Here is a 14,037-nt window from a genome sequence, read left to right as displayed (position 1 = left end):
ATCACATTTCTGGGGCGATGGGGGTTGCAGGATGTTGGGAAGGCAGAAAACTTGATGTCTCAATGACACTCATATTTTTCCATTTTCCACCATAGAATCTACCAAGAAATGTAAGTCCCATGGCCACGATGAAAAGGGCACAGAAGGTCCAGGGCAGATAGAGGTCAGAGTCAAAATACTCTACAGCGATAAAGGTGGGGATAATAAGCACGAAGATGGAAAGAACAGTGGTCACTCGCATGACAAAGTGGGTATCACCGGCGCCTTTAATAGCTGATGAGTACAATATGCTCAAGGTATCAAATACTGCATAAACCGCTACAAAGCGCAGCAAGATGATGGCAACATTGAAAGTCTCCAGAGAGGCGGCAAAGGGAGCAATAAAGACCTGTGGAATGACGACGTAAAAGAAGGTGCATACAAGCATATATACCATACCCAGTTGAACAGCTGAGTTCGCTGCATATTTGGCTGTCTCTGGATTACCGGCTCCAATATTCTGACCAACCATCATTGATACAGCGATTCCCAGTCCAAACATTGGCATAAAGGCCAGACTATTAATATTGATGGCAATATTTGTGGCAGCCAGCTCCATCTGACCTATGCGTCCCAGAATGAGGATGAAGGCGGTAAAACCCATGATTTCCAGAAAGAAATGACCTCCACTGGGTAAACCGTACTTGAGAAAGCGCTTCACAAATGAAACATCCCATGACCGCGATTCCCAGACCTTGAATCTGAGCTGGTTTTGAGGTCTGAAAATTAACACGAGGTACATTGCTATTGAGCAAAAACCGGCAATAATGGTGGCGATGGCAGCCCCGGCTATCCCCATTTCAGGAAAAATCCCAACACCGAAAATTAACAGGTAGTCTAAAACCAAATTGATTGCGGTTGTCAATACGTTGACCCACATGACGGGCCAGTTGCGACCCTGACCAGTAAAAAACCCTGCAAATGCCGAGGATAAGATCGGACCCAAACCCCCAAAACAGAGAATCCGGAAATAAGTACTCTCCATGAGCTGCAATTTCTCACTATGCCCCACCAGCCTGAACAATGAGTCTGAAAAAGGTGATATGAGGAGCAGAATAATTGCTCCAAAAAGAGAAAGATAGAAACTATGCCACAGGACGATGCCAACCTTATGATCCTCCTTGGCACCCACATATTGAGATACAAAAGTTCCTGCATAGCTCACCGTACCGATAAAAAGGCAGATAAAGGTAAAGTTGAGGATCCCTGCCGGCATGGCTGCAGCCAGGGCTTCCTCAGAGTGCCAGCTGAGAAACATGCGATCAACAAATTGTTGTATGGACCAGGATCCAGTGCTCAATATGAGCGGGAAGGCTACTACCAGGATATGGCGATAGCCAAACTCTGAACTCCACCTGGTCTTTATGTTACTAAGCATTTAACTAAACTTCCTTTACCACCCCTGGGAGCACACATACCTTTCACTCTGAAACCAATATCTGATTCACCGCATACTAATAAACATTTGACTTTATGTTGCATGAAAATGGTTAGTAATTCGTTTCCATTTCTTAGATACAAAAAGCTTGATGGAATGTTATCTTGGCGCAGATGATGAATATGAATATCAGGAAAACTAGTGAATAAATTAATAACACTCTTGCTCACGCTACTGACACTTGGATGGTCGCAGGAACATTGGGAAACTGCAGTCTATGACAATGATATATGGAGCTATTATCCTGCAGTAGCTGAACCGCCTGCGGACTGGATGAACCCCGATTTTGATGATACTGCCTGGTTACAGGGTACAGGAGGAATTGGCTTTGGCGATAATGATGATGGAACCATCATCTCTGGAGTATCAGCTGTCTATATCCGCACAACCTTTAGCATCCCTTCCCTGGACCAGATCACAGCAGGATTGCTTCACTATGATTATGATGACGGTTTTATTGCCTATTTGAATGGGCAGGAGCTTTTCCGAAGCCCGAATATGGGAACCCCAGGATCATTTGTCGCCTTTGATGAGGGTATGAATTTGGGCCATGAGGCTAATATGTATCGTGATCAACTGCCTGGCATGAAGCAAATCGGTGGTGATTTACTTCCCACATTAATTCATGCTGGTGAGAATGTCCTTGCCGTTCAGGTCCAGAATATTTCGGCAAGCTCCTCAGATCTAACTGGGCGATTCTGGTTATCATTTAACATTATGGATGCATCTACCATGTTTGGCGAGGTCCCAGAATGGTTTTTCTCACCCCAGCCTTTCACATCATTACTTCCACTTGTGCTTATAGATACGGAGGGGCAGACAATTCCCGACGAACCTAAAATTCATTCCATGATGCGCGTCATTGACAATGGACCTGGAATGGAAAATAACATCACCGATCCCTCGACAGGGTACAATGGTCATATTGGTATTGAAATTCGCGGTGCCTCATCACAAATGTACCCCAAAAAGCAATATGCCGTAGAAACCAGGGATGAAGCAGGCGAAAACCTGAATGTGGAACTAATGGGTTTCCCCTCGGAGAATGACTGGATTCTTCATGCACCTTACTCTGACAAAACCCTTATTCGCAATGACCTCGTGTATACGCTGGCACGACAAACTGGAAATTATGCCAGTCGAACCAAGGCTTTTGAACTCTTCATCAATGATGAATATCAGGGCGTCTATATCCTGATGGAGAAAATTAAAAGGGACAATAACCGTATAGACATTGCCAAGCTCAACCCAGATGAGATTGAAGGTGATGATCTGACGGGAGGCTACATCATTAAAGTTGATAAATGGGCAGGAGAAAATACTGATAGATGGTTCTCTGAACCTTCATTGCCTGAATATGGGGGAGTCTACTATCAATATCATTATCCAGCAGCTGATGATATTGCTCCAGAGCAAGAGAGCTACATCCAGAATTATATTGATGAATTTGAGCAGATGTTTGAGGATGGCACTTATCTGGATCCCCAGGATGGTTACTATAATAAAATTGACTGGGAGCAGTTTATTGATTACGCCATTATGCAGGAGTTTGCTAAAAATGTCGATGGCTATCGACTGAGCTCATTTATTTACAAAGACAAAGACAGCAATGATCCAAGATTCCATACTGGTCCTGTTTGGGATTTCAACCTGGCCTTCGGAAATGCCAACTATTACGATGGATCCAATACGGTGGGCTGGTATATGGAGACCAATTTTGGAGATGACCCCTGGAGAATTCCCTTCTGGTGGTACCTCATCTGGGATGATGACACCTTCAGGTTCGCTTTTAATGCAAGATGGCAGGAGTTAAGGGGTGATGTTTTATCCAATGACCATGTGATGGATACGGTGGATTCTCTGGTAGGTCATCTTGGTCCAGCAATAGATAGAAATTTTGACCTTTGGCCGGTGATCGGCGAATGGGTCTGGCCAAATGATTACATTGGGGAAAGCTATGCTCATGAGTTGAATTATCTCCGAGACTGGATCATGAGCCGATTGATATGGATGGATTCTCAAACCCAGGAATTGGGGATAGAAGCGCCGGATAATCACAGAGTGCTCTCTGCCTATCCCAATCCCTTTAATCCCAAACAAACCATTCAAATGCATATTTCTCAATCTGGTTTCACAAGGATGGAGATATTGGATATTCGAGGGCGTGTAGTCCGTGAAATTTCAGGCGTGGCCGATGAAAGTGGGCTATTGAGTCTGCAATGGGATGGGAAATCAAATGCCTCGACTGATCTACCAAGCGGGGTCTATTTTCTTGTCCATCAGGATACATATGTATCAAACGTATATAAGGTCACCCTTCTTCGATAGATATATAACACGCTTGAAAATCAATTCTTTTTTTAATTCACGAATTTATCCGTTGAAATTGCACTACTATTGTTGCCAGGGGTGGGACCTTGTTTTCTTGCAAGGCTGACGTTTTCCCCTTACCTTTCAAATATTCACTGAGCGTATCAGATCAAGGTTAAAAATTTAAACTGACAGGTAATAGATGACTTTTTCCATGATATTTGTACTCGTAGTCCTTGGGGGAGCAGTGTTGCTGTTTGTTACTGAATGGCTTCGAGTGGATCTGGTAGCCCTATCGGTACTACTCATTTGCTCCATTTTTGGATTGATCACACATTCCCAGGCCATTGCAGGATTTAGCAATACTGCCATCATCACCATTGCCTCTGTTCTGGTGTTAAGCGCTGGTCTGGTCAGAACCGGTGTAGCTCAAATCCTGGGGGGTCAAATACTCAAACTCTCTGGAAACAGTGAAATCAAATTATTGGTTATCATGATGGTGACGGTTGGCGCGCTATCGGGAGTAATGAATAACATTGGCGTGGCCGCTCTCATGCTGCCTGTGGTCATGGAGATTGCCCATCGGACTGGTCGCTCCCCTTCAAAATTGTTGATTCCCCTGGCTTTTGCATCTCTGTTTGGTGGATTGACCACACTTATTGCTACGGCTCCCAATATTCTTATCAGCAATGCATTGGAAATGGAGGGGCTAGAAGCATTTGAATTGTTTGATTTTACACCCATCGGTGTGATCGCCATGCTCATTGGCATCACCTATCTCGTTGTATTTGGAAGACACCTCCTCCCAAACAGAGACCTGGGTCGATCAACGTCCATCGCTGATACTTTAAATGGTCAATATGAGCTCACTGAACGCCTCTTGACCATGAGCATTCCCCAAAATTCTGCGTTGAAGGACAAAAATCTCTCTGAGAGTCGACTGGGATCAGCACTGGGTTTCAATGTCCTGGCCATTCTCAGGGGAGAGAAAACCCTCTTGGCTCCCGGGCCAGATACTCAGTTACGTGCCGAAGATAAATTGTTGGTAGGCGGCAGAAGGGATCAGGTTGGTATACTCCGAGACTGGAAAACGCTGACTCTGAAACGTGGTTGGCTGATTGGTGAACATGAGCTGGATGAAGCCATCCGATTTGCCGAATTTAAGATTGCTCCCGATTCTCAATTTATTGGAAAAACCTTTAAGGAAGCAGGGACCCGTAATTCCTTTGAAATAAACATTATCGCAGTGATCCAGAAAGACAAGGTACGGGTTTCGCGTTTGAGAAATTATCGATTTAACGCCGATGATCTGCTCATATCAATTGGTCAGACAGACAAACTAGATGCCATGGCAGATAGCAATCAGGTAAGTGGGTTCAGCTACGTATCACCACGCAAGGTTGCCCTGCAATATAAATTGCATCGGCATCTCATCGGGATTCACATCCCTGAAGGATCATCGCTGGCAACTCGAAGTATAGCCCGCAGTCATTTAAAAAGCACCCTGGGAATCAACGTTTTGGGAATTCGAAGAGGGGATGAGGTCATCTTTATGCCTCCTCCTGATTCTGAGCTTGAAGCAAATGATATACTCATCGTCATAGGCGAGCCCGAAATATTAGAAATTCTTCACAGCTTGCAGAATCTGGAGATGGAGGAACAATCCAAGAATGATCTGGAGCGTCTGGAATCTGACGAAGTCGGCGTGGCTGAGATCACCCTTTCTCCTCGCAATTCAGCAGCAGGCAAATCCATTGGTGAATTGTACTTCCGTGAAAAATTTGGGCTTACTGTGTTGGCGATCTGGCGTAGAGACAGGGCCTACCGGACGAACCTCCGTGATTTTGTACTTGAACCCGGGGATGCACTCATGGTTTACGGATTGCGGCAAAACCTGGGCATGCTGCAGCAGGAGGCTGATTACCTCATCATCAGTGGTCTGGATCAGCCGATATATAAAAAAGACAAAGTCATGATTGCGGCAGGAATTGAAATTGGTGTCCTTGTTGCCGTAGCCATAGGATGGCTACCTATTTTTATCGCAGCCCTGGCTGGAGCTGTCCTCATGGTATTAACAAAATGTCTAACCATGGATGAAGCCTATAAAGCCATTGAATGGCGGGCAATCATGCTCATAGCAGGGATGTTGAGTCTGGGAGTTGCAATGCATGAAACAGGAGTGACCACTCTGCTTGCAGATAACCTGCTGGGTTCACTGGCTTTTCTAGGACCTCAGGGGATTATTGCTGGATTATACATCATTACTTGTCTGTTTGCACAGGTCATGCCCACAGCGGCCGTGGCTGTCCTCATGGCTCCCATGGCTATTGCTACGGCTACAAATCTGGGGCTTTCACCCTATGCCCTGGCCATGGTTGTAGCTCTCGGTAGTTCAGCCAGTTTCTTAAGTCCTGTTGGCCATCCAGTTAATCTCCTGGTCATGGGTATTGGTGGGTATCGATTCACCGATTACACCCGTGTTGGTTTGCCCCTGGTTATTCTTTTTGGATTAGTCGCAGTATTTATATTGCCATTATTCTGGCCACTTTATATTTGATAACAAAACATTGTATCTGCTCAGACCCGCCTATATAACAGAATCCGGCAGACCTGAGGCAATTGATATTCTAAGTCATTCTTACCGAGGATTAAAATGAAAACAACCACGTGCTTCCTGTCAATCTGCCTCATGCTGGTACTAGGATCAAATCTTCAAGCTTATTATACAACGGATGGGCAGAATATCATCGATATCAAGACTGGGGAGATCGTTCAACTTCGCGGTATTGGTCTGGGGGGGTGGTTGCTCCCTGAGGGATACATGTGGGGCATTAGAAAACTCGACCGACCCAGACATTTCGAAGCAGCAATTGAAGACCTCATTGGTTCAAAAAATGCCCGGAAGTTCTGGGACGTATATTATACGAATTTTGTGACTCGCGAAGATGTGGAGACCATGAAATCATTTGGAGTGAACACCCTTCGAGTACCTTTGCTGGCTTCCATGCTTCAACCCCGAGATAAACAACCATCTCAAGCACCCTATGTTTACGATGAGAGTAAGTTTCAATATCTTGATGCTTTCGTGGAATGGTGTGAAACAGCAGGCATGGGTGTTATCTGGGACCTTCACGGAGCTCCTGGTGGCCAGAATGCCGAGAATATCTCAGATAGTGATGGTACAGCCCGCCTCTGGACAGAAAAGTCCATCTATTGGCCTCAGACTATTGATCTCTGGGACATCATCACCAGACGATACGCAGAAAAGTCCTGCATTGTTGGTTACGATCTCTTGAATGAACCACTTCTGGCAAGATATGATGGGGTGGATCCTGGATTACTAAGGGAATTGTATGTTCTTATCACACGAGTCATTCGTGAAACAGATAGCAAGGGCATCATTTTTATTGAAGGTGATGACTGGGCTCAGGATTTTTCTGTCCTTGAACCCATGGATTGGGATCCACATCTCGTCATGGCCTTCCACTCCTACCCACCTACAAACACCCAGAGAGGTCTCCAACGCTGGGATGATTTGCGTAAAAAATATGATATGCCCCTCTGGCATGGTGAGACCGGTGAGCAGGATCCTCCCTGGGAATTATATAGACGTTCCACTCAATTTCTTGCAGAAGCCAATGTGGGCTGGAACTGGTGGACCCATAAAAAATTTGAGCTGAATAGACAACCTTGGAGCATTGGAAAGACGCCAGGGTTTGAAAAGATTCTTGCCTATTGGAATGGGGCAGGTCCCCGGCCTGGCAAATGGCAGGCGAAGCGCTGGTTATTTAAACAGGCTCTCCTCACCAATTCCATCAATTGTGACTTTTTCCCGGGAATGGTTGAGTCGTTGCATCCTCTTGATCCCACAGCATACACTCGGACTATGGAAATAAAGAAACCAAAGATTATTCAAGCACCTGCAAATATGGAAATAATGGAGGGTTATCCAGGGGGTTTACGGGTCAAAGCAACTGGTTATCCACTGGAGTATCAATGGTATCGCAATAATCAGGTCATTTCCCATGTTACAGGATATGAGCTGTTGCTCCATGAGCTTCCCATGGCCCAGCAATCTGGCAAATTCCATGTTAAGGTGTGGAATCAAAAGGGGAGTACTCAAACGTCTCCGTGTGAAATTTCGTGGCAAAAATTTGAAGGGGTTCAAGTAAAGCGAACAGAGATCCCCCCAGAAATAGATGGATTGTTAGATGAAACCTGGACTGGAGTACAGCGACTCACTTTGGAAAATATCATCACAGGGTCCATCCAGGGTGGGGAGGATCTCAGCTCCTGGTTTAGCATTCTCTGGGACTGGCAAAACTTGTATTTCTATATAGATGTTCGTGACGATAGTCTTAGCACAAACTCTTCAGTAGACCATTTAAACGATGGCATCGAGATTTATCTGGACGCGGATAATAGCAAAGCAAAATTCTTTGGAGAAGATGAATTCCAACTGCGATTTGTTTTGGATGGTGAAAATTTGTATGCAGATATTGGTGCTTATTTTGAGGGGGCGACCTTTGAGCAGGTCCGCCATGAAGATGGATATATGCTAGAGCTTGCCATTCCCTGGGATAGTCTCAATGGGATGGCAATTGCAGACCACTTTTTAGGTCTTGATGTTCATATAAATGATAATGATAGTAATACCAGAAACGGTAAAATTTCCTGGTATGCCACTCGGGACAATGCCTATCAATCCCCGGCAAATTTTGGAACTGTTAAATTGGTTGAGTAGCTATTCCTATCGGAGGAGAGCAATTTTCCTGGAAGTGGTGAGTTCGTTTTGACTTAAACGAACCACATACATTCCAGAACTGCAGTCTTTTCCAGATTCATTGGTACCATCCCACTGATATAAACCTCTGCCGCTACTCGATGAATTGATGGTTTCAGAATGAACCATACGACCCCTGATATCAAATATAACAATCTGAAATGATTCTGTCTCCGGAACGATGTATGGAATGCTAACTCTGGCATTAAAAGGATTGGGGAAGGCCATTCCCAAACGAAAATCTGCAGGTCGGTTATGTTCAACGATGGCAGAGGGATTGGCGAAGCGGCTATTCTGTGCACCAGGTGTCCCCAGATTATCAGATACTGCCCAGCTTGAGCTTATTGCATTGTCCAGACTGGGATGCATTAGCTCCAAGGTTGGCCCATCACCGTCTGGTTCAGCAGGCCACGGGTCTTCATCATCATAGCGAACACTATCCATGAGGATTTCATCAGAATTGAAAAGTCGAATGAGTTCTCCACCATTGCTGAAATTGAAATCCAGGTCGCCAATAATGCAGGGATAATCTCCATGGATATTTCGAAACGCTAGGGAGTCACTACACACAATGAGATAGGCCTCAGCTGGAATTACTATATCAGGCAGCACAAATTGATTATCATCAGAACCATCACCTACTGTCCACCCCTCCAGATCGATACTGGCAGGCGTTCCATTATATAACTCGATCCAGTCCTTTGAGTCATATTCATTGGCAGAATTGTAGTTGATCTCGTTGATAACCACAGCCCCATCCTCAGGAGATACGGGGACAAAAACAGCGGTTAGATCGACATCAGACAGCATACTTATGGTCAGGTCTACATTTTCCCCTGATATGCCTTCCCAGTGTGAAAATTGATAACCGGGTAGAGCTACGGCGCGCACATCAAGGGGGACAGTCGAAAAATAAGTACCAACCCATGGATAGTTTTCCGGGATAATGGAATGTACTCGCACCAGGCCAGCATCTGCAGGTTCAACATTGACTTGAAGATCACTATCAGCACCCAGATTAAACTTGTTCCTGAAATGATTGCGCATGTAATGGGGGCGATTCAAGGCAAAATTATCCATGATGATCCCCTCATTATACCAGTTGGTAATGTTGATGTGATTCCAGCGTGCTATATGATCTGGTAGTGAGAGCAAAAGCCATTGTTGATGTACATTGAGGGCTGCCTCAACTTTGTCATATTTAAACGGCTGATTCAACAGGTCGCAGGCTGTCAGAATGAAATCTTGTTTAAAGCCAGGATTGGTCAAAAATTTCCGCAAGAGTAGGGTGGACCAGGGCGGGTTTGGCCAACCCGGTCCATTTGGATCGGTGGCGAATTCCAGGGTATTTCTTATGTAGTTATTGGTGCTCCATATGCTAAAACCAAAATCAGTATCATATAAAATCCATCGCCACTTGCTGCCAGGTTGTCTGGAGTTCCAGAATTTTATATTATTGCCAGGCCAGTCCTGGTTGTCGAAGTAGATTTGAGCCAATTGGTAATCAATAAAATTATCGATATCTACGCGTTCTTCGATATACTCAAAATTAAGGTCAGAGATAAGGGCATGGGTATTCACATAATCAATGAGATCAATATAATGTCCGTTTTCACCATGAATCACCTCATTGCCGTCCATTCCCAATAAATCAATATCGTCGGTGTCAAGATCGTGATGACTTGCTACAAAATGCTCATTGACCTTCTCACGCAAATTGTAGATACCCCAATAGTCCCCATTAAAATAGACTTCAACGGGCTGAAAAGCTTGTTTGTCAATATCCCTCTCAGATACCAGGCCGGTCATAAAGCCATCCCGATAGCCTGAAGCATTCCAGTCATTGCCTGAATTCCTGAGTACGATTGCCTCGAAGTCGTCGATGTCCAACTCGGGAAAGAAGGGGTAATCAAATTTACTGGTTCCAAAGCGTCCCCGGGCGAAAAGCGAGATTGAGCGCTGTGGATTCCCACGACTCCAGCCTCCAAAAATCTTTGCGCCAGCTGAAGCAGCATAACTCAAATCATCTCCATCCTCAAAATATTCCAGATGGACCTGCCGTTCCCAATCTTCCCAGAAATTTGCACCAAAGTGAGGAAATGATTGAGATGCATTTGATCCCATGACATACATGCCTGTATCATTATCAAAGAAAGCCCCTGGATCAAAAATGAGTGACACTACTGGAAGATAGGGGTCTTCATTAATAAAATAGCTGTAGGATGATTGGGTGGGATTTGTGCCGTCAAAGGCGCAGCTCAAGACTCGAATTACAGTGGTCTGGGTAATGGGCAGGGGTGCATAATAGGTAGCGGAACCCAGGTTCGGTGTTGTGCCATCAGTGGTATATTTATATATCCGGCCTGGAGGGACGGTACCCATACTTAAGGCGATGCCGCCATTGTAAAATCCTGGTTCAGGGGATAGAGTAGGTGGCTCAGCCAGGGTAGCGAATCCTCCCACATTAGCCTCACCTGGTGTTGGAGGATTGAAATAATATAAATTGGCACTGGCGTCAGGCTCTCTACCCCAACTTATATCAGAGGGTAACTCGGGAACTCTAATTGAGTCAAGACTCCCTCCATCAGGACTGGTTAACATTACCAGCTCACCATCACTGCTAATTTTAAAATTGGTGTGAAATTGGCTCTGTCCTGGAACAAGCAGATAGTCAGGTAAAGGAGAGCCAGAGCCACCCAGTTCACCCATACTCAGGAAAGGAATGGCTGTCATGTCAGATGAGCTGGTGGAGTGGTTATGCACCTCAATTGCGATGACATTGTCACCATCCACGAATAAATCTCTGTGCAGGAGCGTGTAGGGGAGGTCAATTCCGCCCGGTAATGAAGGTTCAGTATAGGATGCTGCAGGCGTGTTGTTGTTTACGGTCGTACCAGGTGCGCCCATATTCGCCCGTGAGAATTCAATTCCATTTAGATAGGCAATGTATCCATCATCATAGTCGATATGAAATAGCATTCCTGGCAGCGATGAGGTATCTGCTAATGTAAACGTTTTGCGCATATATACTGACATGGTGATTGGAATGACAGTATTGTCATCATTGTCCCCATAGCCAAATCCACTGGGACCTTCCAACCATTGATTTTCAATGAAATCCAAAGCATTCCAGTTAGCAGGTGGGTTGGAAGTTCCCACGAAGTAGCGCCATAGATCACCTTCGTCAAGCATGAGATCCCAATTGATATTCATACTCTGTCTGTCTTTGTCTGAAGCAAAAATGATGGTGTGACCACCACTGCCAATTTGCCCAGTTTCAAATGTCCATTTATAGGGGTCGCTGATATCATCAGATAGACCAAAACCCTGTAGATCAATGGTAGATGAGGACGTATTGTAAATTTCAATCCAGTCAGGTGTGTCGCCATCCTCATCACTCAGACTTGCCCGATTGGAAGCAACGATTTCATTAAGCATCAGGGATTGACCCAGAAGCAGGGAAGGTAAAGCCACAGCAATGAAATAGACAGCAGAGGAGAAGATGTTTGGTAATTGTTTCATATCAGCTTCAGCTTAATTCCTTCGTTTTAAAAGCGCAATGCTTAATAACTCAATCCAAATCCAACTGGAAAGAGCGGGGAGTAGTTGCTATCACCAACGTTAATTGGAATTTGACCCATGTCAGTGGGCCAGGTCACTGAAAGTTTCCCAGTGGGATTGTAGTCCCCAAAAATCACATCGGTAATGCCGTTCCCTTCTGTGCCGGGGAGCCAGGCAGCCAAAAAAGCGTCCGAGTTTTCGACTATATCGGTGACAATCATTGGCCGACCAGAGAGGAGGACCACCACCATGGGTTTGCCACTGGCCTTCACTCGATTCAAGACTGATATATCCTCATTCGACAAAGAGAGATCATCCCGGTCTCCCTGACCCTCGGCGTAAGGTGCTTCCCCAACCACGACGATGACTGCATCACCACTGGATGCGGCCACCCCATCAGGGGAGTGAATGACCTGGGTAGCAGCTGATACGGTTGCTTCTATCCCTTCCAACATCGTTGTTCCAGGTGTGATATCACCCATGCCACCTTGCCAGGCGATACTCCATCCACCACACTGCATGCCCACATTGTCTGCACCTCGCCCGGCCACAACGATGGTGGACAAGTCCCTGGAAAGGGGGAGAACATTTTCGTTTTTCAGCAATACCATGGATTCCCGCACCGCCTGACGTGCGACGGACCGGTGGTCTGGAGAACCAATTGACGGTATTAAACTACGGTCATTGGAATAGAGCGCATCCAACAGTCCCATGCTTTTTTTCACATTCAGGATACGGGTGACAGCATCATCAATCCGTGACATCTCAATTGAGCCTTCATTCACAGCTTGTTTCAACTTTTTGATGAATTCTCTGTAACTGGATCCGCTACCAGCAGTATTCCCTGGCACCATGACCATATCAACACCGGCATTGATTGACTCGATGATATCACTTTTATAATTACCAGGGAGTTGATCGATGGCAGCCCAATCAGAAACGATGAATCCCTCAAACCCCAATTCACCTTTGAGTAGATCGGTCATGAGGTATTTGTGTCCATGGAGCTTTTGGCCATTCCAACTATTGTAGGATGCCATGATGGTGGCAGTTCCAGCTTGAATTGCCGCCTGATAGGGAGGGAGATGGAGTGCCCGCAATTCGGCTTCGGAAATCTGGGCATTCCCCTGGTCAATGTTGCCGCCAGAACCGGTACCCCAGGCAGGAGCGCCATCACCGATATAATGTTTTGTGCATGCCGCAATGGCTTCAGGGGAATTCAATGAGGTTCCTTGATACCCCTCAACCTGAGCGCGACCCAAGGCTGATATGAGAGCAGGATCTTCCCCGTATGATTCGTAAGCGCGGCCCCAACGTTCATCTCTAGAGTTAGCGACACAAGGGTCAAAGGTCCAATTAATTCCCGTAGCACGCACCTCTCTGGCTGTAATTCTGGCAATTTCTTCCACGAGGACAGCATTTCCAGTAGCCCCCAGGCCAATGTTATGGGGGAAGATGGTTGCACCCACCACATTATTATGGCCATGAATGGCATCTATCCCATACAGGAGGGGTATTCCCAGACGGGTTTCGGCAGCATATCCCTGATATCCATCAAGCATATCTGCCCAGGAGTTTGGCTCATTATTTTCAGGGGCAGAGCCACCTCCACTGAGAAGAGATCCCAAAAAGTAATCCTTAATATCTTCTTCCTTAACGAGATATTTCCTGCCCGCCTGTGTCATTTGCCCAACTTTTTCAGAGAGCGTCATCATTTCAACAATGGTTTCAACACTTTTACCATGGACTGATTCTTGTCTTACCACAGGTTCAGTCGTGTTGCAGCTGCTTAAGAGCAACCCTAACATGAGCGTAAAAAGAAATTTATGTGAAGCTAAAATATTTTGCATCTAAACTCCTGGAAAATAGATAAAAGGAACCCCCCCAACTATTACCATTGGGGATG

6 protein-coding genes are annotated in these 14,037 nt (G+C 45.6%); 3 read left to right on the top strand and 3 right to left on the bottom strand.

Annotation, left to right across the window (positions count from 1 at the left end; all coding sequences use genetic code 11):
- Nucleotide 1: 1 nt before the first annotated feature.
- On the bottom strand, nucleotides 2-1,417 hold the full coding sequence (locus ISR87_06400; protein ID MBL7025072.1) for an MATE family efflux transporter: 1,416 nt from the start codon (nucleotides 1,415-1,417) through the stop codon (nucleotides 2-4).
- Nucleotides 1,418-1,618: 201 nt separating this feature from the next.
- Here ISR87_06400 and ISR87_06395 point away from each other — a divergent pair, with 201 nt between their 5' ends.
- The 3 genes from ISR87_06395 to ISR87_06385 all read left to right on the top strand — a co-directional run bounded on the left by ISR87_06395 (nucleotide 1,619) and on the right by ISR87_06385 (nucleotide 8,531).
- The gene (locus tag ISR87_06395; GenBank protein ID MBL7025071.1) at nucleotides 1,619-3,805 is read left to right on the top strand and encodes a CotH kinase family protein; all 2,187 of its coding nucleotides are present in this window, start codon (nucleotides 1,619-1,621) and stop codon (nucleotides 3,803-3,805) included.
- 196 nt (nucleotides 3,806-4,001) lie between these two features.
- Nucleotides 4,002-6,344 (top strand): anion permease, encoded by a 2,343-nt coding sequence (locus ISR87_06390; GenBank protein ID MBL7025070.1) that lies wholly within the window; start codon nucleotides 4,002-4,004, stop codon nucleotides 6,342-6,344.
- 96 nt (nucleotides 6,345-6,440) lie between these two features.
- Nucleotides 6,441-8,531 carry a cellulase family glycosylhydrolase gene (locus ISR87_06385; protein MBL7025069.1) on the top strand — a complete coding sequence of 697 codons (2,091 nt, stop codon included), beginning with the start codon at nucleotides 6,441-6,443 and terminating at the stop codon, nucleotides 8,529-8,531.
- Between the two features lie 6 nt (nucleotides 8,532-8,537).
- On the opposite strand, the gene ISR87_06380 is transcribed toward ISR87_06385, so the two are convergent.
- Together ISR87_06380 and ISR87_06375 are read right to left on the bottom strand one after the other, a co-directional pair.
- Nucleotides 8,538-12,092, bottom strand: coding sequence for a CotH kinase family protein (locus ISR87_06380; GenBank protein MBL7025068.1), 3,555 nt, complete (start codon nucleotides 12,090-12,092; stop codon nucleotides 8,538-8,540).
- Nucleotides 12,093-12,133: 41 nt separating this feature from the next.
- A complete protein-coding gene (locus ISR87_06375) occupies nucleotides 12,134-13,981 on the bottom strand; it encodes a glycoside hydrolase family 3 C-terminal domain-containing protein (protein MBL7025067.1) in 1,848 nt (615 codons plus the stop codon).
- Between the last annotated feature and the right edge of the window lie 56 nt (nucleotides 13,982-14,037).

This window comes from Candidatus Neomarinimicrobiota bacterium (assembly GCA_016784545.1).
Lineage (GTDB): Bacteria > Fidelibacterota > UBA8477 > UBA8477 > JABMPR01 > JABMPR01.
The sequence above is the reverse complement of the archived record's forward strand: the minus strand, read 5'-3'. Positions and strand labels throughout refer to the sequence as shown.

Coding starts and splice junctions, on each gene's coding strand:
- ISR87_06400 (MBL7025072.1), bottom strand. CDS start 1,417: ATGCTTAGTAACATAAAGACCAGGTGGAGTTCAGAGTTTGGCTATCGC.
- ISR87_06390 (MBL7025070.1), top strand. CDS start 4,002: ATGATATTTGTACTCGTAGTCCTTGGGGGAGCAGTGTTGCTGTTTGTT.
- ISR87_06385 (MBL7025069.1), top strand. CDS start 6,441: ATGAAAACAACCACGTGCTTCCTGTCAATCTGCCTCATGCTGGTACTA.
- ISR87_06380 (MBL7025068.1), bottom strand. CDS start 12,092: ATGAAACAATTACCAAACATCTTCTCCTCTGCTGTCTATTTCATTGCT.
- ISR87_06375 (MBL7025067.1), bottom strand. CDS start 13,981: ATGCAAAATATTTTAGCTTCACATAAATTTCTTTTTACGCTCATGTTA.